At 45.5% G+C, this 24,061-nt stretch carries 17 protein-coding genes; 6 read left to right on the top strand and 11 right to left on the bottom strand.

Annotated features, from left to right (window positions below; genetic code table 11):
• The gene (gene speA, locus ACHFJ9_RS04350) at positions 1-1,911 is read right to left on the bottom strand and encodes an arginine decarboxylase (protein WP_053807970.1); all 1,911 of its coding nucleotides are present in this window, start codon (positions 1,909-1,911) and stop codon (positions 1-3) included.
• Between the two features lie 323 nt (positions 1,912-2,234).
• Between speA and ACHFJ9_RS04345 the strand changes: the two genes are divergently transcribed.
• Positions 2,235-2,960, top strand: a complete 726-nt coding sequence (locus tag ACHFJ9_RS04345; protein WP_048625145.1) for an MBL fold metallo-hydrolase — start codon at positions 2,235-2,237, stop codon at positions 2,958-2,960.
• 66 nt (positions 2,961-3,026) lie between these two features.
• Here the strand turns inward: ACHFJ9_RS04345 and ACHFJ9_RS04340 are convergent, their stop codons facing one another.
• From ACHFJ9_RS04340 to ACHFJ9_RS04325, 4 genes are all read right to left on the bottom strand, one after another.
• Entirely contained in the window at positions 3,027-3,455 is a 429-nt protein-coding gene (locus ACHFJ9_RS04340) for an ATP-dependent zinc protease (RefSeq protein WP_005393584.1), read from the bottom strand.
• Between the two features lie 62 nt (positions 3,456-3,517).
• The gene (rimK, locus tag ACHFJ9_RS04335; RefSeq protein WP_005393586.1) at positions 3,518-4,423 is read right to left on the bottom strand and encodes a 30S ribosomal protein S6--L-glutamate ligase; all 906 of its coding nucleotides are present in this window, start codon (positions 4,421-4,423) and stop codon (positions 3,518-3,520) included.
• Between the two features lie 301 nt (positions 4,424-4,724).
• On the bottom strand, positions 4,725-5,633 hold the full coding sequence (locus ACHFJ9_RS04330) for a LysR family transcriptional regulator (RefSeq protein WP_258621424.1): 909 nt from the start codon (positions 5,631-5,633) through the stop codon (positions 4,725-4,727).
• A 529-nt stretch (positions 5,634-6,162) separates the two neighbouring features.
• Positions 6,163-6,408 carry a hypothetical protein gene (locus ACHFJ9_RS04325; RefSeq protein WP_395353940.1) on the bottom strand — a complete coding sequence of 82 codons (246 nt, stop codon included), beginning with the start codon at positions 6,406-6,408 and terminating at the stop codon, positions 6,163-6,165.
• 167 nt (positions 6,409-6,575) lie between these two features.
• On the opposite strand from ACHFJ9_RS04325, the gene ACHFJ9_RS04320 reads away from it, so the two are divergent.
• A complete protein-coding gene (locus ACHFJ9_RS04320) occupies positions 6,576-7,442 on the top strand; it encodes a helix-turn-helix transcriptional regulator (protein ID WP_048624666.1) in 867 nt (288 codons plus the stop codon).
• A 631-nt stretch (positions 7,443-8,073) separates the two neighbouring features.
• Here the strand turns inward: ACHFJ9_RS04320 and ACHFJ9_RS04315 are convergent.
• Positions 8,074-8,412 (bottom strand): YggL family protein, encoded by a 339-nt coding sequence (locus ACHFJ9_RS04315; protein WP_005393599.1) that lies wholly within the window; start codon positions 8,410-8,412, stop codon positions 8,074-8,076.
• 266 nt (positions 8,413-8,678) lie between these two features.
• Between ACHFJ9_RS04315 and ACHFJ9_RS04310 the strand changes: the two genes are divergently transcribed.
• Positions 8,679-10,715, top strand: a complete 2,037-nt coding sequence (locus ACHFJ9_RS04310; RefSeq protein WP_395353937.1) for a PhoX family protein — start codon at positions 8,679-8,681, stop codon at positions 10,713-10,715.
• A gap of 99 nt (positions 10,716-10,814) precedes the next feature.
• On the opposite strand, the gene ACHFJ9_RS04305 is transcribed toward ACHFJ9_RS04310, so the two are convergent.
• The 3 genes from ACHFJ9_RS04305 to ACHFJ9_RS04295 all read right to left on the bottom strand — a co-directional run bounded on the left by ACHFJ9_RS04305 (position 10,815) and on the right by ACHFJ9_RS04295 (position 15,810).
• Entirely contained in the window at positions 10,815-12,206 is a 1,392-nt protein-coding gene (locus tag ACHFJ9_RS04305) for a glycoside hydrolase family 1 protein (protein WP_395353935.1), read from the bottom strand.
• Between the two features lie 191 nt (positions 12,207-12,397).
• Positions 12,398-13,525: a conjugal transfer protein TraF gene (locus ACHFJ9_RS04300; RefSeq protein WP_395353933.1), complete on the bottom strand. Its 1,128-nt coding sequence runs from the start codon at positions 13,523-13,525 to the stop codon at positions 12,398-12,400.
• 212 nt (positions 13,526-13,737) lie between these two features.
• Positions 13,738-15,810 carry an ATP-binding protein gene (locus ACHFJ9_RS04295; RefSeq protein WP_395353931.1) on the bottom strand — a complete coding sequence of 691 codons (2,073 nt, stop codon included), beginning with the start codon at positions 15,808-15,810 and terminating at the stop codon, positions 13,738-13,740.
• 169 nt (positions 15,811-15,979) lie between these two features.
• Here ACHFJ9_RS04295 and ACHFJ9_RS04290 point away from each other — a divergent pair, with 169 nt between their 5' ends.
• The gene (locus ACHFJ9_RS04290) at positions 15,980-17,329 is read left to right on the top strand and encodes a sigma-54 dependent transcriptional regulator (protein ID WP_047007969.1); all 1,350 of its coding nucleotides are present in this window, start codon (positions 15,980-15,982) and stop codon (positions 17,327-17,329) included.
• Between the two features lie 45 nt (positions 17,330-17,374).
• On the opposite strand, the gene ACHFJ9_RS04285 is transcribed toward ACHFJ9_RS04290, so the two are convergent.
• Positions 17,375-18,583, bottom strand: a complete 1,209-nt coding sequence (locus ACHFJ9_RS04285) for a diguanylate cyclase (protein ID WP_395353929.1) — start codon at positions 18,581-18,583, stop codon at positions 17,375-17,377.
• Positions 18,584-18,686: 103 nt separating this feature from the next.
• Complete coding sequence (brnQ, locus tag ACHFJ9_RS04280) at positions 18,687-19,997, bottom strand: branched-chain amino acid transport system II carrier protein (protein ID WP_395353927.1); 1,311 nt, start codon at positions 19,995-19,997, stop codon at positions 18,687-18,689.
• Between the two features lie 836 nt (positions 19,998-20,833).
• Here brnQ and ACHFJ9_RS04275 point away from each other — a divergent pair.
• Positions 20,834-21,844 carry a TAXI family TRAP transporter solute-binding subunit gene (locus ACHFJ9_RS04275; protein WP_005374185.1) on the top strand — a complete coding sequence of 337 codons (1,011 nt, stop codon included), beginning with the start codon at positions 20,834-20,836 and terminating at the stop codon, positions 21,842-21,844.
• Between the two features lie 88 nt (positions 21,845-21,932).
• Complete coding sequence (locus ACHFJ9_RS04270; RefSeq protein WP_395353925.1) at positions 21,933-24,056, top strand: TRAP transporter permease; 2,124 nt, start codon at positions 21,933-21,935, stop codon at positions 24,054-24,056.
• The last annotated feature ends 5 nt before the right edge of the window (positions 24,057-24,061 follow it).

Below are 24,061 nucleotides of genomic sequence, written 5' to 3'. Positions count from 1 at the left end.
TCAGAAGTCCTCTAAATAGGTGTATCCCGCTAGACCTTGTTCTAGTTCTGCTAGGATTTGTGCTTGTTCATTGGCTTCAACTCTTTGGGAAACCAATTGTTTGTAATTGTCACGAATCGCATCCACGTCGATATGAACGTAGCGCATCATGTCTTCTACACTATCACCTTCATTGATGTAACTGATCTCAAATTGACCGTGTTCATCAACATTGACTACTGCACTGTGGGTGTCACCAAATAGGTTGTGCATGTCACCAAGGATTTCTTGGTATGCGCCTACTAGGAAAAAGCCCATTAGGTATGGTTTGTCTTTGCTCCAAGCTGGTACAGGTAGCGTGCTCTCGATGCCTTGACCATCAACGTAGTGATCGATCGCGCCATCAGAGTCACAGGTGATATCCAACATTACCGCACGACGCTCTTCCGCATCGCCAAGGTCAGAAAGTGGTAGAACAGGGAACACCTGATCAATACCCCAAGCATCTGGTAGAGATTGGAAGAGAGAGAAGTTCACGAAGAACTTATCTGCAAGACGTTCGCTCAACTCGTCCAGAATCGGACGGTGGAAGCGATTTTTAGTGCTCATCTTGCGGCTTAGTTCGAAGTAAATGCGCAGTGACAGTTGTTCTGCCCACGCACGTTGCTCCAAGTTAAGCACGCCAGTTGCGAATTGAGAGTGTACCTCTGCCAAATCACTTTGGGTATCGTTGTAGATCTCAATTAACGCGCGAGCGTCTGTACCATCTTGTAAGTTTTCCCAGTTTCGCCACATGTTTTGTAGTAAAAGTGGAGCATCTGCGCCAAGTTCATGCACTTCTTCCGGTTGGTATGTTTCTGTACCAATTACGTTAGAAATCAACACAGCGTGGTGCGCTGTCAGTGAACGACCGGATTCAGATATGATCACTGGCATCGGTTGTTCGTATTGCTGACACACGTCGCCCACTGTGTTGACGATATTACGTGCGTACTCTGCAAGGCCGTAGTTCATCGAGTTCGATGATTGGCTGCGTGTGCCGTCGTAGTCGACTGCCAAACCGCCGCCCACATCGAAGTATTCGATGTTTGCACCCAGTGCGCGCAGTTCGCAGTAGAAACGTGCAGACTCATTCACACCATTACGTACGTCACGGATGTTTGCCATCTGTGAGCCAAGGTGGAAGTGAACCAATTGCATCGCATCTAGGTTGCCTTCGCGTTTCAGACGATCAATAACGCTGAGCACTTGCGATGCAGACAAACCGAACTTCGATTTTTCACCGCCACTTGCTTGCCATTTCCCCGCACCTTGAGAGGCGAGGCGAATGCGCAAACCAAGGCGCGGTTTTACGCCCAAGCTTTTCGCTTCTTCTAGCACCAGATCCAGCTCAGAAAGCTTCTCTAGTACGATGAATACTTTGTGACCTAGCTTTTCACCGATCAGTGCAAGACGCACATACTCACGGTCTTTATAGCCGTTACACACGATCACGGAGCTGCCTTGTTGAGCCAATGCAAGTACTGCCAACAATTCTGGCTTGCTACCCGCTTCAAGACCAAGCTGTTTGGTTTCTAGTTGAGCTTGGCTCGCTAGAATTTCATCCACCACTTCACGTTGTTGGTTTACTTTAATTGGGTACACCAACAGGTATTTGTTTGGATATTGGTATTCTTCAATTGCTTGGTTGAAAGCGTGGCAAATTCCATGCACACGTTGGTGCACGATTTGCGGGAAGCGCACTAATACAGGCAGATTTAACTGCTTCGCTTCTAGCTCATTTACAATGGCACTGAAAGGGATTTGATGTGCACGATCACTACGAGGTGATACGTAAACCTCGCCTTGGTCATCAATACCGTAGAAACCTTGGCTCCAGTAGTGAACGTTGTAGTCCGCGCGGATGCGGTCTAATTTAGTTGCTTTTTCCAACTCTATTCTCACAAAAATGTACTTAAGTCCTTAATTAACTAGAAGGAAAAGTACAAAAAAGCAAATCATGAGGCATTAACCTCATACCCTGACACGAACTCCGTGTGCGCGCATTAACGGATAAAAGTGCCGCTGAGTCTAATGATTAAAATCTATCATCTCGATTATGATTTCTTGTCGTGCGCTGATGTGAACATTTGTTTACCAGAGCGTCCATTCAGCTGTTATAGTTGGTCTGACCAGCAAGGAAGCGGTCATGAAAAATCTCACTCAAATAAGGACATATTTTGCAGCTGCACAGAATTCAGGGATACATTCAGACCATGTATCTCGCCGAATATCCCGATAAATTAATGTTGCTTGATGGTGCAAGTCGAGCAGATATTCCTCACCTTAAAGATTTTATTGAACATCAACTCCATCGTCCTTTTTCTGACCTAAAGTTGGTCGTTGTAACTCACATGCATCCAGACCACGCTGGTGGCGCACACAAACTGCGTGATTTAACTGGATGTAAGCTATTGGCCGCAAAGCGAGAGAGCCAATGGTATAGCGGTGTAGATGGTTGGCTAATGCATTTGACCGATTTGATGTTAGCGCGCTGGATGGCGAACCGGATGCGTAAACCAAAGCAAAACCTGTGGTATTCGCGCAAGTTAAAGCCCGATATCGAACTCATCGATGGTGAGTGTATTCCGGGGTTTGATGATTGGCAGGTACTAGAAACGCAGGGACATACAGATAGAGATTTGTCGGTTTATCATTCTGAACAAGATGTATTGTATGTGGCGGATTTGATGGTGCAAGTTAAGAAACACCTGATTGCGCCGTTTCCCATATTTCATCCAAACCAATATCGCCAATCATTAAAGCGTGTGTTTGAGATGGATCCGCAATGTTTGCTTTTGGCGCACGGGGGAGAGGTGACTTTTGATGAGAAAGCGTATCAGCACATTCTGCATACTGCGCCGACTAAGCCGATGACCCATTGGCGCGTCACAAAGGTTAAAGCGAAGGGGTTGTTGTTTGCGCTATTTCGTAGGAAGTAGGCGAAGATAAAGCCAGACGAGTGATGCTCAACAAAAACGTTCGATCACTCATCTGAAGCTACGGGGTTAAGATGCCAATAAATGAGATTGGCTAGGGTCTACCAGCACTTTGTCTGCCATGCCCTGACGACCTAACAGCATCATGTAAGTCATTTTTTCACGGTTGGTCAACGTAATGTCGATTGGCCATTGTTTGTCACCCATGCGCAGCATGGTGGTGATAACGCAGCGATGCTCAAAGGTACCGTTTGAAGATTTAACTTTACGGTTTGCCTTTAGCTTCGCTGTGCAGCGAACCACTTGTTCTAAATGATAAACATCCGGGTGTAGATCGAATGCAACGTAAGACTGACCATCTTTTTCAAAGCAATCAATGTTATCTACATGCAATGAAGAGGTTTGTGCGCCCGTATCAATGCGCGCTTCAAGGTGAGTAATCCCTAACTCAGGTAAGCAAATAGCTTCGGCGTTCCCAATGATCATTTTCTGATTCATAGTGTCATCCTAGCGATGAGTAATACGAGAGCCTACTAAGCAGGCTCTCACTCAAACAATTATCAACCTTTACCACGAGTACGGTTTGCGTGTGGTTTTGCGTTTTTCTCGATAAAGTCGAAAATCATACCAGCAACGTCTTTTTCTGTAGCGAGCTCGATACCTTCAAGACCTGGTGAAGAATTCACTTCCATTACCACTGGGCCGTTTTTAGATTGAAGGATATCTACACCGCATAGGTTTAACCCCATGACTTTTGCCGCGTTAATCGCAGTAGCGCGTTCTTCTTTGCTTAGTCGCACTAACTGTGCAGAGCCGCCGCGATGTAAGTTAGAGCGGAACTCGCCTTCTTTCGCTTGGCGCTTCATCGCTGCAATCACTTTATTACCGACAACAAAGCAACGTATGTCTGCGCCTTTAGCTTCTTCGATGAACTCTTGCACCATGATGTTTGCTTTCAACCCCATGAATGCTTCGATCACGCTTTCTGCTGCTTTGTTGGTTTCAGCAAGCACAACACCGATGCCTTGAGTGCCTTCTAGTAATTTAATCACTAGAGGTGCACCACCAACATTTTTGATCACGTCCTGAATGTTATCAGGGTGGTGAGCAAAGCCAGTGCGCGGCAAGCCGATGCCTTTACGCGATAACAGTTGCAACGAGCGTAATTTGTCACGAGAGCGGCTGATCGCGACCGATTCGTTGACACAAAATGTGCCCATCATTTCAAACTGACGTACAACCGCGGTACCGTAGAATGTGATGGATGCACCGATGCGAGGAATCACAGCGTCGTATTGTGGCAATTCTTCACCCTTATAGCGGATCTTAGGGTTGTTGCTCGTAATGTCCATATAACAGTGCAGAGTATCGATGACGTCTACTTGATGTCCACGCTCTTCACCTGCCTGTTTTAGGCGCATGGTTGAGTATAAATTCTCATTACGAGAGAGAATAGCAATACGCATGGCAATTCCTTAGTAAGTCAGTACCAAATTAAAAATATAAGTATAGAGTATAGAATGCAGCAGGTATGTGATATTTAGGTGATATTACCTACTGACTTCAACGATTTAGATGTGTGGTTGGACAACCACTTCGTTAGAGGTGCGCACCTTAGGTTTTTTTCTCGCGAGAAGAAAACGAAAAAAACTCGTCGTTACGACAAAAATAATTTGTTGAATCATCAGGCATTCTCAGCGTCGTAAGCCGGAAGTTGTCTGTGGACTTTTTTAAGCAAACGGATTACGACGAGTTTAAAACGTTAGGCTATTCTGTAGTTTGTTTTGAGTTTGTGATGACGTCCAATAACACATCTTTAATTGTTTGATAGCGCAGTGGCAGAACACGACTTCGTTTGCGAACTAAAAATAACTCTTCACACACGGTGTTTTTCAGTTGTGCGATGTGCAAGGTATCTTTTTGTGGGAAGTTGTCGACAGCACTTTGAGGCAGCACGGTGAAGCCGAGTCCTTTACTCACAGGTAGTAAAATTTGGCTTAATTGATTCACGTAGCCGGATAATGGTAAATCGCTCATCTTAATTTCTTGGAGCTCTTGTTCCGCGCATTGGTCAAAAAATAGCGTCATGTAGTGCTTGGCATCAGGATGGGCAATGACACCACAGTTGTGCAAGAGTTGTGGTGTTATCTGCCTTTCGCGGTATTGATTAGGTAGGACTAAGCACAACTGCTCCTTACCAATTCTTTCACTGTGAAATAAACCTTTGTGAGGAACATCAGTTACGATTCCAATATCAATGCTTCCTTCCGTTATTGCATTGAGAATCGAGTGATTGGGTGCGGCTTCTAAATGCAGCGATAAGCCTGGGTGCTGTTTTTGCTTTTCTAAAAGAGGGCCATACAGCATCAATGCCATTGCGCCAGAACAGGCCAGTTTACAGTGGCCTGAAAATGCATCATCAAAACTGAGTTCTTCGAGCAACGCTTTCTCTCTTTCTTCTAACTCCAGCGCGTAGGCGTAAACAATCCGACCTTGCTCTGTTAATTCGAAGCTTTTGTTTTCACGTTTGATCAGCGCATGCTGACAACTTTGCTCTAACTTTTTGATGTGTTGGCTGACACCAGGTTGGGTCATAAAAAGTTTTTCTGCCGTTTGTGTGAAATGACCGACTTCAATCAATGTCTTAAATGTATGTAACCAAACAGGATTAAGCATAATGTGAGATTTGCTGTGAGCTTGCTGAAAGACGTAGAGAAAATGATAGCACGGCACGAAATAAATCGACGCAAGAGAATCGGGTGCCTCGTGAATAATAAATACCAGACAAAATAAAACCCCGCCTGGTTTCCCAGACGGGGCTTATTCTCTTTCGCAGCAATCCGGCTACTATAGGTGCTCCCTGCATCTATCCTTGATTGTGGCTAAGTCCTTTAACCGAGTTCCTTGTTCATCGCCTTCCTAGCGGTGTCCATTCTTGCCTATCATCCTGACGGGCGAACTCTATCCTAGAGCTTAACTACATCCCTGCTGATAACTCATCCTAAGCTACCAAATCTTCATCCTGAAGATACCTAGTCCATTAGGCTTTTTTCCTGTTCCCGCCAACATCCTGTCGACACAATCAGTATTGATGTTTTGCTGATTACTCTCAATTAGCTAGGTAAAAAAACTTTGGCAGTGAATATTGTTTGAAATAGTATAAGTGATAACTTTCAATGGGTTATGTTTATTTTTCGATTTTGTCTTAGTCAATGATGGTCGTTTTGCTTACATCGCTTGTGAGAGATGTCGCACAAGGTATCGAGCAAATATCCGAGTTGGCGTCGTTTACATCCTGTTTAAGAATTTGCTCAAGATCACAACTCGATTTGTAGCCATAAAATTTGGCGATAGTATTAGGTGGAATTTCCATTTCTTTGATGGCGAATGTTGCCCATTCGTCACGTGTTTTGTGCAGGACTTGGCGTAGCTTGACAGTGAAGTGACTCATGAAAGCCTCCTTAGTTATCTTGTCTTTCAAGGCAACAATAAGGAGCGTGACGATACAAAGTTGATAGTATGCCGCTTAATATCAATACTATTTCGGCGTGATGAAGATTAAGCTGGCAATACTGATATTATTTGAGCGTGAAACAATACTATTTTGTGGAGTAGCCAATGGCACACATCGAAAAAGTACCGCAAAGACCAGGTTTTTCTTGGCGCTATCGTCGCATTGATGAGCCAGAAAAAGAGTACGATCTCCATTTTCACGATGATGTGTTTGAATTAGTCATCCATCGCCACTTCACTGGCAGTTTGCATATTGGTCATCACGAATTAGAAGTGACTCACAACCAAATGCTATTGATCGCTCCAGGTGTGCCTCACTCTATTCATTCCACATTGGTCGAGAGCAAGTGCGAGACTCATGTGATCTGGTTTAAGCGTGAGTGGATTGCCAATTTGATGTTCTATTGCGCAGAGCTTAGAAAGCTTGATCCGCTTTTAAAGGCGGCCAACAAAGGTGTGGTTTTTTCTGAGCGGACAGCTCAGCACGTTGTGGATCTTCTGCATGAGCTCATGACGTTTCCTGCAATGGAGCAACTATCGAGATTTCTCCATGTTTTGTCTCTGATTGCTCACGATGAAGGAGCGAAAACACTGATGACTCACTCTTATTTATCGATGAGTGAACACGAATTACAGGAAAGAGAACGAGTGGCAAGTGTCAACGCGTATCTCGAGCGTCACTTTGCTAGCAAAGTGACGCTCGCAGACTTGGCGAACTACTTATCGCTGAGTGAAAGTGCGGTCACAAGATTGTTTCAAAAGCACTTTAAAGAGCCGTTTAGCCAACGCCTAATGAAATTGCGGATCAATCATGCCGCAGATTTGCTGCAATCAACGCCTTTGCCGATTGGAATTGTGTTTGAGAGAGTAGGGTATCGAAACCAAGCCCTGTTTAATCGTCACTTCAAAACGTATAAAGGGCTTACGCCACGCGAGTACCGTCAGCAATATCAGCAGCGAATCCAGCCTTAATTGGGTCGCACACAACTGCGATCACGAACGCGAAAAGAGTTACTCTGCTGAAAGTGATGGGCAATTGATATCTTACTTGCAAAATTTTTCAGGAATCATTATTAAGATTCAGTGACAGATAATATAGGGAACTTGATTGCCATTTTTCTGTCATATCTGGTGAGTAAGTTAACCGTGTCAGAGAGATAATACGCCGTTTACTAGCCAAAGATGACTGCAAGAAATCGGTAATTATCATTATGTTGTGAAATTGGTCACGGTTAAATAATTGGTTCCCTTATAGATTGAAGGGGATTCGACCTTAGACAATAAGCTCCATAAGGAGCGTTACTTATATAAGATGAGGGATTTTACTATGAAAAAGACTAGAAGAGCTCAGCTACATCGTGTGCGTATTCAATACTGGAAAGACACGAAAGACGCACCAGCTAAAAAATCATAGTTAATGATACCTAAAGGCACGAGCTGGCAGTGGAACGCCGTTTCCCGCTGATTGCCAGCTCAAAAACGCCACATTCACATTCACTCCGCACAACCTCCCAGCACTCTACTTTTACTATCACACACTTCCAAAAGTAAAAAAGCCAGTCCGGAGACCAGCTTTTTATTATTGTCAGTATGACTCTGTTACTTACAGGTAGTTTGCGTCAACCAAGTCGCCAGCTTTTGCGCTTTTCACTTCTGGACGTGCTTCTAACCATGCGATAACTTGTGCTTTTTGCTCTTCAGTAGCACTGCCGTAACGGTCAGTAGAGCATAGGAAGCCTTCAAACAGTTCTAGACCACCGCCGCCGAAGCAAAGGCCAAGCCCATCAATGTAGTCGATAAAGTCATCAACGAATGCATCGTAACGGTCGAAGTCGTTGATGTCTGTTTCACAGCTGATCTCGAAACCTAGGATTGCGAACTCACCTAAGAACAGCTTTTTACGGATACGACGGCTCTTGTTATCGATCTTGTCTAATTTCATGATTATCTCTCGTAGATGATTTGAATTCGTACACCTTATACCTTCTATCACACTTTAGCCCAAGTAAAATCAGAATGAAGCGATACAGTTGGTGATTATGTGACCAAAACTTAATTGCTCAATTGGTAACGCTGCTGAGTTTGCTGCACTGCTGAAACACAAGTTTCATATGTTTTAAGCACTTTTGTCATTTTTCTTCTCCAAACTTCTTGCCGTTCAACTAATCACTTATTTATTAATTAAACTATAAGATCGGGAAAGTAAAAATGAGCAAGGAAACCTTTGACGCGACACGTTATAACCAAAGTGAAAACAAACCATTTGAAGAAGTATTAGAAGCGAGCCTATCTCGACGCAGCATTCTAAAAGGTGGTTTAGGTATCAGTGCGATGACAGCGTTTGGTGCTTTCGGATTGGCTGGTTGTAATTCGTCTGACTCAGGAAGTACAGTAAGCAGTGGCTCGGGCGTATCTAAAGCCGTTCTTAACTTTGAATCTATCCCTGGCTCACTCACTGACGCCGTTTCAATTCCACAAGGCTACACCGCACAAGTATTGGTACCTTGGGGAACACCACTTAATGCACAAGGCAGCGCATGGCAAAATGATGGTACCAACACCAGTACCGATCAGTTAAATGCGCTAGGCATGCACCATGACGGCATGCATTTTTTCCCATTGAACGATAGCACCACAGATGGCTTGCTATGTATTAACCACGAGTATATTGATACATCAGCACTGCATCCAAACGGTCCGACGGTTGAAAATGGCGTACGTACCATTGTAGATGAAGTGCGTAAAGAGATTAACGCGCACGGTGTGTCAGTGGTTCGTATTCAGCTTGAAAATAACATGTGGAAGCTAGTCGATACTGATCCACTAAATCGCCGTTACACTGGTGCGACAGCAATGGACTTATCTGGCCCAGTGGCGCACACGTCACTAACCGTCACTCGTTTCTCGCCAGATGGTAGCCAAGCACGTGGTACGTTAAACAACTGTGGCAACGGCTATACGCCGTGGGGCACGTACTTAACGTGTGAAGAGAACTGGCCAGGTTACTTTGTTAATGCCGGGACTCGTACAGAAGAACAAGATCGCATTGGTGTTGATGACCAAAGCACACGCTACTTGTGGGAAACACTTGCAGGAAATGCAGAAGAGCGTCTCGATGAGTTCTCTCGCTTTAACGTGGCTCCAACAGGAGCAAGTGCAATGGATGATTACCGTAATGAAGCCAATGGTCACGGTTACATCGTCGAAATTGACCCTTACACGCAAAACTCGCGTGCGAAAAAGCGTACTGCACTAGGTCGTTTCCGTCACGAAGGCTGTACGTTTGGTAAGCTTGAAGAAGGCAAACCAGTGGTATTCTACTCTGGTCACGACTCTCGCTTTGAGTACCTATACAAATTTGAATCTGCGGCAGCGTGGGATCCAGCAGATGCAAACTCGGAAAACCGCCTAGCGACAGGCGATAAGTACATGGACGAAGGCACACTGTATGTTGCGCGTTTCAATGAAGACAGTACAGGTACTTGGTTGCCGTTGACTCTTGATAGCGTAACAAAATTTGGTGGTACGTTAGCGGATCACTTTAACTCATTGGCTGAAATTATCATTAATACGGCAGGCGCGGCTGATCTCGTTGGGGCAACTCCAATGGATCGCCCAGAGTGGTGTACGGTTGATCCATTCACAGGCTCGGTTTACTTAACATTGACGAATAATACGCGCCGTACTGATGAAACCAATCCTGCGAACCCACGTTTGAACAATAAGTTTGGTCACGTTATTCGTTGGGATGAAGGGGCTTCAGCTACAGACTTTACTTGGGATATTTTTGTCTTTGGTTCGCCAGCAAATGGTGATGCAGATACCAACCGTTCTGGCCTGAATGAGCTAAACCAGTTTGCTAGCCCTGACGGATTAGCGTTTGATGGCCGTGGTATTTTGTGGATTCAGACCGATAACGGCGCAGATGAAGTTACGTCTTACACTAATGATCAAATGTTGGCCGTTGTGCCATCTAAGCTAACAGATGAGAATGGTGACCAAGCAGTGATTGGTGCGGATAACCAAGCGGAGCTTAAACGCTTCTTTGTTGGACCAAATGGTTGTGAAGTGACAGGCTTTACTATCAGCCCTGATTACAAATCATTGTTTGTGAATATTCAGCACCCAGGCAACTGGCCATACAGTGAAGATGCCGCCGAAGAAACGCCTGCTGGTGTTTCTGTGCGCCCACGAGCGGCGACGGTGGTTATTCGACGTGAAGACGGTGGAGAGATTGCAGTTTAATCTCTAAATGCATTAACACCTTAAAATTCAAGCCCTGCAAATGCAGGGCTTGATGGTTTAGGCGAATGCCTAGTCGCACTTTATATCCAGACAACAGGCTTAGCTTTTCAATGAACCGCCTGAAGTACGAATCACGTCTTGATACCAGTAGAAGCTCTTCTTGCGTTTACGCTCTAGCGTTCCTTGTCCATCATCATGACGATCGACATAAATATAACCGTAACGCTTGCTCATTTCGGCTGTTGAGTTAGCCACCAAGTCGATTGGCCCCCAGCTGGTGAAGCCCATCAACTCAACGCCATCAAGAATCGCTTCGTGTGCTTGAACCAAATGATCATTAAGGTATGAGATTCGATAATCGTCTTGGATTTCCCCGTTTTCATCGAATTCATCACGAGCGCCTAAGCCATTCTCGACGATAAATAGCGGCTTTTGGTAACGATCGTGAAGGAAGTTAAGCAAAACGCGCAGGCCTTTTGGATCGATCAACCAGCCCCATTGGCTCTTTTCAAGGTATGGGTTTGGTACGCTATCGACGATGTTACCCACTTCTTTTTGTTGCGGATCGGCACTCGCACAGCCACTTGCGTAGTAGCTGAAGGAAATAAAATCGACACTTGCCGAGGCAATGTCTTCTAAGTCGCCAGCTTCCATTTGTATTTCAATGCCGTTTTCACGGAAGTAACGTTTCATGTATCCTGGGTACTGACCACGAGTCTGCACATCACCGAAGAACAACCACTTATTGTTTTCATGCATAGCAGCAAGCACATCATCAGGGTTGCAGGTGTATGGGTAGTTGATTGCGCCAAGCAGCATGTTACCAATCTTGCCGTTTGGTACGATTTGCTGACACAGTTTTACCGCTTTCGCGTTTGCTACAAGCTGGTGGTGAATCGCTTGATAAATGTCTTGTTCACTGGCGTCTTCTTGCAAGCCCACTCCCGTAAATGGCGCATGTAGTGACATGTTGATTTCGTTAAAGGTAAGCCACAGTTTGACCTTATCTTTGTAGCGTTCTAACACGGTTTTAGCGTAACGCTCGAAAAACTCGATTACTCGACGATCGCCCCAACCACCATAATTCTCAACCAAGGCGTAAGGCATCTCGTAATGAGAAAGCGTTACAAATGGTTGCATATCGTTTTTGGCCAGCTCATCAAAAATTTTGTCGTAAAACGCCAGTCCTTCTTCGTTTGGCTCAAGCTCATCGCCATTAGGAAAAATACGACTCCAAGCGATGGACAAGCGCAGGCAGGTGAATCCCATCTCTTTAAACAGGGCAATATCTTCTGGATAGCGATTGTAGAAATCGATCGCAAGATCTTTGATGCCAGGCGTTCGTTCTTCACGCGTTTGATGCGGGCTTAGAATGCCGTTTGGCAACATATCTGATGTTGATAAACCTTTCCCCCCAAGGTTGTATGCCCCCTCTACCTGGTTTGCCGCAATGGCACCACCCCAAAGGAAATTATCTGGAAACTTAATCATGTTTCTCACTCTTTATATCTAGGAAATGTTTGTGGATTTATTGCTTGAGAATAGTGTAGGAGACATCTCGATACTTGTAGCGAGATCGTGTTTTTATCAGTTCATCACCAAACGTCAGTAATGATAAACATTGAGATATAGGATGGTTGTTAACACTGCCAACCTAAGTGAATTTAGGTTGGCATTCGTATTCAAAACGTAAATGCTAAATTCGCCGCCGCGCCAAACTGGTTATCGCCAGCGTAAGACCCTGCTAGGTCTACACTGATCACATCAAAAGGACTGATGCCAATGCCACCTGTCACCGAGTTATCGAGATTATTTTCTAGGTCAACTTCATAACCAGCGCGGAGTTGCGCCCATCCCCAAGCATTCCCCTCGATACCAACTCGAATAAACTGGGTGTCATCGTCGAGCTCTTTAAAGCGCTTTTGTTTGGTGAGATCGGCGTCTAGGCTCAGAGCTACATAGTCCCCGACATAGCCGATACCAAGGGTCGCTTGTGGCGTGAGTTCATAGGTATAGTTGCCTAGTTTTGTTTCTATATCTTGCTCGAAGACGTCTTTTAACGAGAGGCCAGATCTGAATGCATTGTGATACCAAGCGACCCCAAGATCCATATTGAACGTGTTCTTTGATACTTCACTTTTGTCGTAATCCTCGATATCAAAGTCATCTAGTGTTGTACGCTGCGTATAGGTTTTAAGTTGTTGGTATTTGGGCGTAATACCAAATGCGAATTGCTGCCCACCTATCGTGTATGCGCGAGCTAAGGCAACGCCATATTCCGCACTACCGAAAGCCGCTAGGTCGACGGCAGAATTGAGGTATCGATCTGCGGTGTTTGTTGAATCTGAGATATCGGGTGCCGCAAGTATCTCCACATAACCAGCGCTAAAAAGGTTTACCGACATGTAGCGTGTCGGAATCGCAATCGCGAGGCTCAGACCTCCATTAATGACGACTGGAGCACTCTTATCTAATTGATCGAGTAGTCGATTAAGTTCGGCTTCGTTCGCAGGTGTGGGAATGCCCTGAATACTATCGTAAAGGTCTTGAACATCATCAACGGCTGATAAAGCTTCATCCTCATCGTGAATATTGACGCCGAGAGCAGGAATGAGTAGGCCGATATCGTCATTTTCTCGATAGAGAGCGCCTAGGGCTGGGTTGTGTAGAGGAGCGGTTAAATAGTCAGCGGAAACGACGCCTGTATTTCCCATTCCGTGACTTCGAGCGTCTGCTGCGTAAGGTGCTGCAAAAGCGTGAGGTGATAAAATAAAAAGCGCCCCTGTTGCTGCTAAAGTTAGTTTTCTCATAACGCATCCATTCTTACTTTAAATAATTACTTATCAATAAATTAGATGGTGGGAGCTAAAACTTGGTGTCAACCACCAAAAATTGCGCTGATGAATAGCATGTGGCGATTCATCAAGTTAAGCGTAGGTTAGGCAACTCGCTTTATAAAGTTGATCAGGATTTATTGCTCTTTAATTGCGTGGAGAAAGCTGGAGAGGTAGATGGCGTTGGATTAGCTACGATGAGGAGCGAGCTCAAACATTAAGGTGAAGGACATGCCTTTATCAGCGTTGAGCTGCGCACTGATTTTCCCTTGCATATCTCGCATATTGTTGGCGGTGATGGAAAGTCCTAACCCCAGTCCTTCACCAATTTTTTTACTGGTTTGGAAAGGCTCGAACATGGTATCGAGTTGGTCTGAAGGTACCCCACACCCATTATCACTTACCACGACCTCGACATTATCGGAAGTGGGTGTAACGGCAATCATTAACTGTGGATCTTGGGTCTCTTTCATCGCATCTAATGCGTTGGAAATTAGGTTGCCGAGCACTTGTTGTAGGCGTTGCTCTTCGCCAATGATATTGGGTAAGTCGTTGGGAATGCGTACCCGAACATCTACCTTCGCGAGTTGAGATTGATAGACGCGTAGCGTCTCTTCTAAAGCGTTTGTCAGCGATATCTCGTGCAGTGTTTCTGGTTTATTGTAGGCAAACGTTTTTAGCTGAGTGGTCATGCTTGCCATGCGGTCAATCAACTTTTGAATCAACTTGTTATTGGCTTTCATCATGTCTGTTTGTCCACGTTCTGCTAGCAATTCATTGGTGGTTAAAAGAGTACGCAGGCCAGTCAATGGCTGGTTTAACTCGTGGGTAATCGCGCTCGACATTCTGCCCAATGCTGCCATTTTGCTTGATTCAATCAATTGCTCTTGGGCTTGTTTTAAAGCTTGAGTTCGCTCTTCCACCCTTTGAGCGAGCTCTTGGTTAATCAGCTGCAGCGATTGTTCCGCTTTTTTACGTTTGCTAATGTCGATTACGGTAGCAAGGAAATACTGCTCACCGTGCCATGGGAAGCTAGTGAGTGAAAATAGTACAGGAAATACGCTGCCATCACTTCGTCGCGCCATGGTTTCTACAGCGCTAATCTCTGCCAGTTCCTTATGCTTTGGCAGATCTCTAAGCAAAGTGAGTGTGGTTGAATTTGAATTACCTGCATCAAATAACTCCCAGGCGAAGGTATGACGATTCACACTTTCAGGAAGACAAAAAAGGCGTTTTGCCATTGGGTTGAGGTCGAACAATAGACCTTGTTCATCAATCAACAACAAACCAACATGTGTTTTATTGATCATCTGTTTAAGTCGGCGTTGCGATTCTTCTAGTAAGGCTTGAATACGCTGCTGATTGAGATGCTTTTGTCGACGCTGTAAACCAATGATCACCAACAGGATAAGGAGCAGGAGGAGCGCTGCGATGCTCCATCCAATGACACTAATCGTTTGCTGAACAGGTTTGGTCGGAATAAGGTAACTGACAAACCAGTTTAAGTCGTCCAGCTTTACTGTGTGTGCAAAGTAGCGCTGCTGATTGAGAGTCCAGAAATGAATCACCGTATTGTCATACAGCGTTTGAGTTTCGACTTTGACTTGGTTATTCGGTTCATTAAACCAGTCGGCGTTATAGTTTGTGCTGCTGGAGAGGAAGAAGCGTTGATGGCGATTTTGTAGCGTGATGATGTCTTGGCTGGTGATGGTCTGCTCTGTTAGCAAACTCAGGTTGATTTGAACAACAACGATGCCCGCTATCTCCAAACCATCAAAAATTGGTGCAGAGAGGTAGTAAAGCGGACTAGAACCTTTTGTTTTATTCACCAGTGAGACGCCTTCTCCCTGACGTTGTATTTGTTCGACAATCGCACGGCGGTCAGAGCGGCTGAACCGTTCATCGATCAGACTCGATACCAACACTTCTCCCGAGGTTGAAAGTATCAACCAACCCTCTGTATTCGCGGCTTTATCGAGCTGTGTCAGTTGTGCTTGAAGTGGCTCGTAGTAGTTTAAATTGCCTTTCACAAACGCAATTGTTTCTGGGTTATTCGTGACGAGATAGGGAAGGTGATAGAAACGTTTTAATGCTCGGCGGACTTCACCAATGTAGTCGAGGAGTTTCTGTTGTGCTTCTTGTTGAGTTTGGACGCTCAGCCATTGATGGGCCACCTCTCGGCTAGCACCGTAGAAAAAGATCACCAGCGCACTGATCAATACGGCGGTTAGCCACATTTTCCCATTCTTAGTGCGCTGCATACGAGCTCCGTTTGGCTGAACATAGTTATCGTAGTTGGTAGTGAAAGAGTGCGCTTAACTGATTGGATGTTAAAGAATTGTGATTAAGAAGTGGGATCTAGCTCCTTTTCTATAGCATGGTTTTTGCTAACTTTAGCAAAGACTTCTATCACCGATCAGGCAGTAACTCATGACTTTTGACGACATTCCGCGTATCGCCCTAATTGAAGATGATGACATCGTTCGTCAAGCAACAAGCCAATGGCTGCAATTGGCGGGGTTTGACGTCACAGCTTTTAGCTCGGGGGAGGAAGGCAAAACCGCCATTCTGAACCAAGAGTTTGATGCGATAGTTAGTGATGTTCGTTTGCCAGATACTGATGGAATTTCGATTTTAGAGAGCCTTATTGCGAACCACATTCCAACACCAATGATACTAATTACTGGTCATGGTGATGTGGATATGGCGGTGAATGCGCTACAAAACGGCGCGTTTGATTTTATTGAAAAACCTTTCCAGCCGGAGCGTTTGTCTCAACGTGTGACAGATGCGGTCGAGAGCCATCGCGCGCAAACATCGACGCTTCACCGCCAAGAGTATCTAGCTAGCGTGAGTGGTTTAGAAGAGGTGCTCATTGGTCAAAGTCGAGTGATGCAGCAATTACGCGAGCAAGTTGCGAAATTGGCGAAAATCGATACTAACGTGATCATTTACGGCGAAACAGGTTGTGGTAAAGAGCTGGTGGCGACCAGTTTACATAATGAAAGCCAACGCAGAACCCATCATTTTGTGCCAATCAACTGTGGCGCCATTCCTGAGAACCTGTTTGAAAGTGAGCTGTTTGGGCATGAAGCTGGGGCATTTACCGGAGCGGGTAAAAAGCGCATTGGCAAATTGGAATACGCGGATAAAGGCACCTTATTCTTTGATGAAATCGAGAGTATGCCGCTGTCCATGCAGGTGAAAGTGCTGCGTTCATTACAGGAACATACAGTTGAGCGCGTTGGAGGCAATCAACAGATCTCGGTTGATTTGAGAGTGATCGCCGCCGCGAAAGAAGATCTCAATGATCATGATGAGTTTCGTCAAGATTTGTATTATCGACTCAATGTGGCGCAGATCTATTTGCCACCATTACGTGAGCGAGAAGAAGATTCACTGATTTTGTTTGAGCACTTCACCTTGCAAACTAACCCTGAAACCCGACCATTGAGTGACGCCGACAGAAACGCTGTGCTTTCCTACGCTTGGCCTGGAAATGTTCGAGAGCTGCGAAACGTGGCTATGCGTTTTGCCTTGGATGAAACGGTATCTGTGATGGAAATTCTCTCTAGCCGTCCTTCGTCAACCACGGAGGAGACGCAAGTGGGTGTTCCATTGGTTATTCAATTACACAATTTTGAGCGCAAGGTGCTGCATGATTCATTGGTCAGGCATCACGGACGCATTAACGAGGTGATGCAGGAGTTGGATTTACCTCGTCGAACTTTGAATCAAAAGATGCAAAAGTTTGGTTTAAATCGCTCTGATTATACTTAACGCCATTTTTAAGCTGATTTACCGCTATGAGCGTCACAAATATGATTAAGCGCTCTTTGAGGGAGTTGGGACAAACTTATAAGTTAGGCCTTTCCCTTCTCCAAACAAGGTGACTTGGTTTCTGCCCGTATGTTTAGAGCTATACAGCGCTTCGTCTGCTTCAGCAACGACCTCGTGAAGCGATTGTCCCTCTGATAACTCACTGATTCCAAAGCTCATGGTGATCTCATTTTCGAATGACTGCAATGAGGCTTCAGTTTCCACCGCCAGGCGAATTTGCTCGGCAACAATTTTGGCGCGTTGTGCTTTTTCAAGTAAAACAATCATGAACTCATCACCACCAAATCGTACTGTGCAAGCTGACTCTGGGAGGTGTTTCTTAAAGATAGCGGCAATCGTAGCCATGACGGAATCGCCTACCGTATGGCCATAGTGATCATTAATCGCTTTGAACTCGTCCATGTCGGTCATGATGATGCTTATTGATTGGTTCCGTTTGTGCGCTTGATTAACAAGATTTGGAACAATTTCTTCCATCGCGCGACGATTATGAAGCCCTGTGAGGGCGTCTAAATGTGAGAGATCATTGATTGACTGTATCAAGCGGCCATTAATTAGCCACAACATGTTAAAGCTCATAGCGACAATCAGACAGATGCTAAGTAAAAACGTCATCTGGTGGATAAAACCTGCGGTCATAAAATTTGGCACTTCATTGGCGAAAGCGCTCCAAAGTGCTCTGAAGCCCATAAAAATACTGAAGCAAAAGAAGGAGCACGCCATCACTATGGTTGGGAGTTTTTGGTCTTGCTTGGTGCCTTTCAGCATGGCGATCCCACTAAAAAACGTAACGATGCAGATATAAACACTTAAGTAAATGATACGGCTTTTAATTGAATGGTCATGGAAGGTGAAATAATAGAACGAACCGCTGAAAATGGGCGTTAAAAAAGCGAGTGAGTGGGCCAGTTTTAGAGGGAATTGACGAAAAATGCTCACACTGTAAAGCGTAAGCAAGAAGCCGATTAATATGAGCGTATTCGCTATGACGATGGTAAGCCAATCTGGTGCAGAGCCTCTAAATCCTAGTAAAAAAGGCCCAAAGCCAATAAATAACAGCGAGAGAGAGAAAGTCTTTAAACCTTTGATCTTTTTTTGTGTGTATTGGTAACAAAGTAGACTGATTGAGTAAATGCAAGAGAACAGAATAACGATAAAGTTGAGCGTTCTGATGTCTAAATACTGATTGTCCATAAGCGCTCCACATCAATCCATAGTTCAGGCAACTCCTTTGCCTGATATCAATAAGCGAACTACATATTAACTTACTTATTGAGTGATGTCTTATGTTAAACGGCTATTCATTTACCAGCTCGAATTGTTCGGTTTGGTTGGTTTTCGTCGTAAACAGCAGACCAACAATCATCATCAATACGCTAGGCATAATCCAGCTAGCAAAGTCATTGTACAGAGGCATGTAATTACCCATCCACTCATTGGTGGAATCTGGCATATAACCTAGGATGTGCAGCGCATCAACACAACCAAACGTTAGAGCAGTGAATGCGGTCGCGACCACCATGATTTGCGACATCTTGTTACGCACTGGTGCCATGATCATCAATGCAATCGCTACTGGGTGAAGCGCCACAACCGCTGGCAATGTGATAGCCAATAGTTGCTCCAGACCTACGTTGGCGATCAAACCAGCCAATACCATGGTCGTGATAACGCAGCCTTTGTAGTTCACTTTGCTGAAAGTGTTGTCGTAAAACTCACTGCCTGCGGTGGTTACGCCGATAGCAGTAGTCAAACACGCCAATACCATCACGGCACCTAGTAATAGTGAGCCAAATGCGCCGAAGTGGCTGAAGGTGAATGCCGTTAAGATGTCGCCACCATTGCTGAATTCAGAACCTAAGTATGAGCTTGTTGAGCCAATGTAAGCCAATGAGATGTAAACAAATGCCATGGCAACTGCATACATCAAAGCAGCAATTAGTGTGTATTTTGCAGTGGCTTTCGGACAATCCACACCCATGCTGCGAATCGCACGGAAGATAATCCAACCAAAACCGATAGAGCCTAGTGCATCCATGGTCATGTAGCCTTGGGTCAAGCCTTCAGCAAATGCGCCAGATACATATGGTCCCGTCGCAGTAGTAAGCTCGCCGGCTGGGTAAACCAGAGCGGTTACAGACATGATCACTAAAATAGCCATCAATGCTGGAGTTAAGATCTTGCCTAGGTTGTCGACCAATTTGCCCGGGTATAGCGCAAACAAAATGGTGATAACACAGAAAGCAATTGTGAAAGGCACCAAAGCGGCATCACCAAACATTGGCGCAAAGCTGAATTGGTAAGCCACGGTAATTGCGCGCGGAATCACGAACGCAGGGCCAATCACGATAAATACCATCACCCAAAAACTGGTCGCCAAAGGTTTAGGTAGGGCAGCGGTTAATTTGTCTGAACCGTTTACGATAGGGACCATCACCAGTGCCATTGCAGGCAGACCTACGCCCGTTAAGAGGAAGCCAGACATCCCGCTCAGAAAGTTTTCACCTGCTTGGTAACCCAAAAATGGAGGGAAGATCAGGTTACCCGCGCCTAAGTACATGGCGAAAGTCATGAAGCCCAAAGCGGCGATATTGCGTGCGCTTAACATTGTTATTCCTCTTATGTTTCGCTTGGAAGAAACTGAAAGGAATGGGAGGAGTATGTGGTGTTCCCGTCAGCTTCTTCTCAAGCTGACAGAAAGTTTAGATATAGCCTGTCAGCTCTGAATCAGTTCCAGAGAGAGCAGGAGGATCGCAGCAGCAACGCCAGATGGGCGTTTTAAAGCGAATTGTGATTGCGCAGTTGCTGACATGAGTGACCCTTAGTGACAAAAAAGCACCAAGGAATACGTTTGCCTTGGTGTGTAGTTACCCTAACGAACATGAGGCTATTGGCACAACCCCGAAGTAGAAAATAAGTTGATACGGTCAATGTTTGTTTCTGAACTGGTGGATCGAACTGGTTTTTAAATTCAAAATTAGAATAAATGACTTTTCATTTCATTAACATGGCTTGTTTTGCTGTATTTTTGTGCTATTTGTAGTCGTTTAGGCTATAAATCTCCGCTGATAAAGTGAGCAGTTCAGAATGATGCGCTTTTTCTTCTTATTGTTAAGACGCTCATTAGTTGCAGTTCAATCCAAAATTGCGTCGGCAAAATATTGCTTATTCGCCAATCGGGCATTTGTTTCGTGTTGATCACATTTTATTAACCTTTTGCGTTCTAGGCGTGCAACCTTCTCCTCTTCAATAGGCAAGATCTTGCTCATTGCTTTGCTATCAAATCAGCAGAATCTTGCTCATTCTTGATGTGTCTCTGTGCTTAGGTCAATAAATACAATAACTTAAAAGTTGGCATTTCAATTGCTCTAGGGAATTTGTTGTTAATAAAGATTTAACATGATGTAAATCCCCAATCGTGAAACGACTACACGGAGAGTAATAATGAAAATGAATAAGCTGGTAAAAGCTTTGGCTGTCGCTGTGACTTCTTTTGGTATTGCTGCTAACGCCGCGGCAGAGGACCGTAGCTACATTCTTGCTACGGCATCGACAGGTGGTACTTACTACCCTGTGGGCGTAGCGTTGGCGACGTTAAGCAAAGTGAAATTGGCACCAAAGCACCACTTCTCCCTTTCTGCAATCAGCTCTGCGGGCTCTGGTGAAAACGTTAAACTGCTGAACGAAAACGAAGCACAGTTCGCGATTCTGCAAGGTCTTTACGGTGCATGGGCTTGGTCTGGTGAAGGTCCTTATGAGAAGAGCGGTCGCCAAGAGCAGCTGCGTTCAGTCTCTATGCTATGGCAAAACGTTGAGCACTTTATTGTTCGCTCTGATCTAGCAAAAACTGGCACTGTGACTGACCTGAACAACCTAGATGGTAAGAAGTTCTCTATCGGTAAGAAGAACTCTGGTACTGAGAACTCGGGTCGCCAAATCATGAAAGGTCTGAAGGTAGACCCTGATAAATTCAATCTTGCTTACATGGGCTACGGCGGCAGTGCGAGCGCACTTCAAAACGGCACCATTGACGGCATGAACACGCCTGCGGGTGTACCTGTTGGTGCGGTTACTCAAGCTTTTGCTGCGCTGGGTAAAGACATTTCGATTCTTTCGTTTACTGACGAACAAATCAAAGAGGCGAACGGCAATTACAACCTATGGACGAAGTACGAGATCCCAGCGAACACGTACCCGGGTCTAGATAAGCCGATCACCACCATTGCACAGCCAAACTTCTTGGCAGTTCGTGAAGATATCTCGGAAGAAGACGTTTACCAGCTAACCAAAGCGATCTACGAGAACCTGCCTTTCCTACAAGGCATCCACAAAGCAACAAAAGCAATGGCGATTGAGAAAGCGATTGCTGGTTTGCCAGTGCCTCTTCACCCAGGCGCGGCGCGTTACTACAAAGAAATGGGCATCGAAATCCCATCAGATCTAATGGCGAAATAACGCCAACTTCGCCCCGAGTTTCGGCTCGGGGCATTTTATCCCTACCGATTTCTAAGATGGAAAAAGCCGCCAGAGCTTGGAGTATGAGATGAGCGACTCAATAGAAAAGGAATTGCAGAAGTTTGAGCTGCCCACGCGCACTGATTTTCCGTGGGTAACCACCACAATCACAGTGTTTGGCGTGGTGTTGTCTGCTTTGCACATTTGGTTTAATACCTTATCGACGTTACCAGAGTTATGGATTTCCGCGACCCACTTTGCTGGCTTTGCGGTGATTTGTGCGCTTTGGTATCCGGCTCATATCTCTCTCAAGCAGAGTAAGATTGCACTCGGCATCGATGTGTTAATTGTCATGGGCGCGGTCGCGTGTTTGCTCTACATTCCCTATGCCGAAGATGCGCTGTATGAACGTGGCGTGAAGTTCGTGACCAGCGATTGGGTCTTCGCCATCATGGCAATTCTGATTGTTATCGAACTGATTCGACGCACCATGGGCTGGTTTATTCCAGTGCTGATTGTGGTGTGTTTAAGCTACGTTGTGCTTTGGGGTAAGTGGGCGACAGGTATTTTCCACTTCCCGGGTTTGAGCATGGAAACCTTGCTCTACCGCAGCTTCTATTCTTCTGAGGGCATGTTTGGTTCTATCTCGCGCATCAGTTGGACTTTCGTATTCATGTTCATTCTGTTTGGTGCGTTTCTCGTTCGCTCCGGTGTTGGTGATTACATCATCAATGTGGCACGAGCTGCGGCAGGCAAAATCATCGGCGGTCCGGGTTTTATTGCAGTGATTGGCTCCGGTTTGATGGGCTCAGTATCTGGCTCTAGTGTGGCAAATACGGTTTCCACCGGTGTTATCAGTATTCCTTTAATGCAAAAAGCAGGTTTCCCTTCGCGCTTTGCAGCGGGTGTTGAGGCTGCAGCGTCAACAGGTGGTCAGTTGATGCCACCAGTGATGGGCGCGGGTGCTTTCATTATGGCGTCTTACACACAAATTCCTTATGTTGATATCATCGCGGTGTCTTTCATTCCTGCTCTTATCTATTTCTTGTCTGTTGCGTTCTTTGTGCGTATCGAAGCCAAACGCAGCGGCGTTCAAAAAATCACGACCAGCGATGAATCTCTATTAAAAGTGTTGATCAGCGGTTGGCACAACCTTATCCCGCTGGCGGTATTGGTTACTTTGCTGGTTCAAGGCTTTACGCCAACTTACGCTGCTGGCTTATCGATCATTTCAGTAGTGGTGGCGTCTTGGTTCTCGAAAGATCACAAGATGGGACCAAAAGCGATCATCGAAGCACTTTCGCAAGGCGCGAAAAACATGGCGACAACCGCCGTATTGCTGGTGGGTATCGGTTTGGTGATCAACGTGATCAGTACAACAGGTATCGGCAACACGTTCTCACTGATGATCGACGGTTGGGCGAATGGCGACTTGTTCATCATGATCGTTCTGATTGCGCTCGCTTCTCTTGTTTTGGGTATGGGTTTACCCGTGACAGCGGCGTATATTGTGTTGGGCACACTGTCTGCCCCTGCGCTTTACAAGTTGATTGCAGAGAACCAATTGCTTGAATTGATGGTGTCAGGTCAATTGTCTGAACAAGCAAAAGCCATCTTTATGTTGGCGGCGCCAGAAAAGCTGGAACTGCTTAATGCACCAATGGCGTTGGAAACCGCGAAAGAAATGGTGGCGTTAGTACCTGCGGACTTTATGGAAACCCTATTAGAGCAAAGTTTGGGTATGGAAGCGGTAGGCTTGGCATTGCTGGCTGCTCACCTCATCATCTTCTGGCTATCGCAAGACAGCAACGTTACGCCTCCAGTGTGTTTGACCGCATTCGCTGCGGCAACTATCGCTAAAACACCCCCAATGCGCACTGGTTTGATGGCATGGAAAATCGCTAAGGGTTTGTATCTTGTACCATTACTTATTGCCTACACAGGCTTAGTCAGTTGGGATGTGACGTCAGTGATTACCGTGGGCTTCTTTGCCATCATCGGTACCTATGCATTGATTGGTGCGATTGAAGGCTACTTGGAAGGCCCTCTAAACATTCTGACGCGTCTCTTGTTGGTAGTGGTGGGTACATTGCTGGTTTGGCACGACATCCCAATGTTGGTTCGTGTGGCAAGCTGCGCGGTATTTGTCGCGGTGTTCATTTACAGTGGTCGCAAGTTCAAATTGCAACAATCTCAACTATCGGTTTTATAAGAGGT

Origin of the sequence: Vibrio sp. D3 (genome assembly GCF_043995865.1) — a bacterium.
In the GTDB taxonomy this organism is placed as follows: domain Bacteria; phylum Pseudomonadota; class Gammaproteobacteria; order Enterobacterales; family Vibrionaceae; genus Vibrio; species Vibrio diabolicus.
The sequence above is the reverse complement of the archived record's forward strand: the minus strand, read 5'-3'. Positions and strand labels throughout refer to the sequence as shown.

Coding starts and splice junctions, on each gene's coding strand:
- ACHFJ9_RS04345 (WP_048625145.1), top strand. CDS start 2,235: ATGTATCTCGCCGAATATCCCGATAAATTAATGTTGCTTGATGGTGCA.
- ACHFJ9_RS04340 (WP_005393584.1), bottom strand. CDS start 3,455: ATGAATCAGAAAATGATCATTGGGAACGCCGAAGCTATTTGCTTACCT.
- rimK (WP_005393586.1), bottom strand. CDS start 4,423: ATGCGTATTGCTATTCTCTCTCGTAATGAGAATTTATACTCAACCATG.
- ACHFJ9_RS04330 (WP_258621424.1), bottom strand. CDS start 5,633: ATGCTTAATCCTGTTTGGTTACATACATTTAAGACATTGATTGAAGTC.
- ACHFJ9_RS04325 (WP_395353940.1), bottom strand. CDS start 6,408: ATGAGTCACTTCACTGTCAAGCTACGCCAAGTCCTGCACAAAACACGT.
- ACHFJ9_RS04320 (WP_048624666.1), top strand. CDS start 6,576: ATGGCACACATCGAAAAAGTACCGCAAAGACCAGGTTTTTCTTGGCGC.
- ACHFJ9_RS04315 (WP_005393599.1), bottom strand. CDS start 8,412: ATGAAATTAGACAAGATCGATAACAAGAGCCGTCGTATCCGTAAAAAG.
- ACHFJ9_RS04310 (WP_395353937.1), top strand. CDS start 8,679: ATGAGCAAGGAAACCTTTGACGCGACACGTTATAACCAAAGTGAAAAC.
- ACHFJ9_RS04305 (WP_395353935.1), bottom strand. CDS start 12,206: ATGATTAAGTTTCCAGATAATTTCCTTTGGGGTGGTGCCATTGCGGCA.
- ACHFJ9_RS04300 (WP_395353933.1), bottom strand. CDS start 13,525: ATGAGAAAACTAACTTTAGCAGCAACAGGGGCGCTTTTTATTTTATCA.
- ACHFJ9_RS04295 (WP_395353931.1), bottom strand. CDS start 15,810: ATGCAGCGCACTAAGAATGGGAAAATGTGGCTAACCGCCGTATTGATC.
- ACHFJ9_RS04290 (WP_047007969.1), top strand. CDS start 15,980: ATGACTTTTGACGACATTCCGCGTATCGCCCTAATTGAAGATGATGAC.
- ACHFJ9_RS04285 (WP_395353929.1), bottom strand. CDS start 18,583: ATGGACAATCAGTATTTAGACATCAGAACGCTCAACTTTATCGTTATT.
- brnQ (WP_395353927.1), bottom strand. CDS start 19,997: ATGTTAAGCGCACGCAATATCGCCGCTTTGGGCTTCATGACTTTCGCC.
- ACHFJ9_RS04275 (WP_005374185.1), top strand. CDS start 20,834: ATGAAAATGAATAAGCTGGTAAAAGCTTTGGCTGTCGCTGTGACTTCT.
- ACHFJ9_RS04270 (WP_395353925.1), top strand. CDS start 21,933: ATGAGCGACTCAATAGAAAAGGAATTGCAGAAGTTTGAGCTGCCCACG.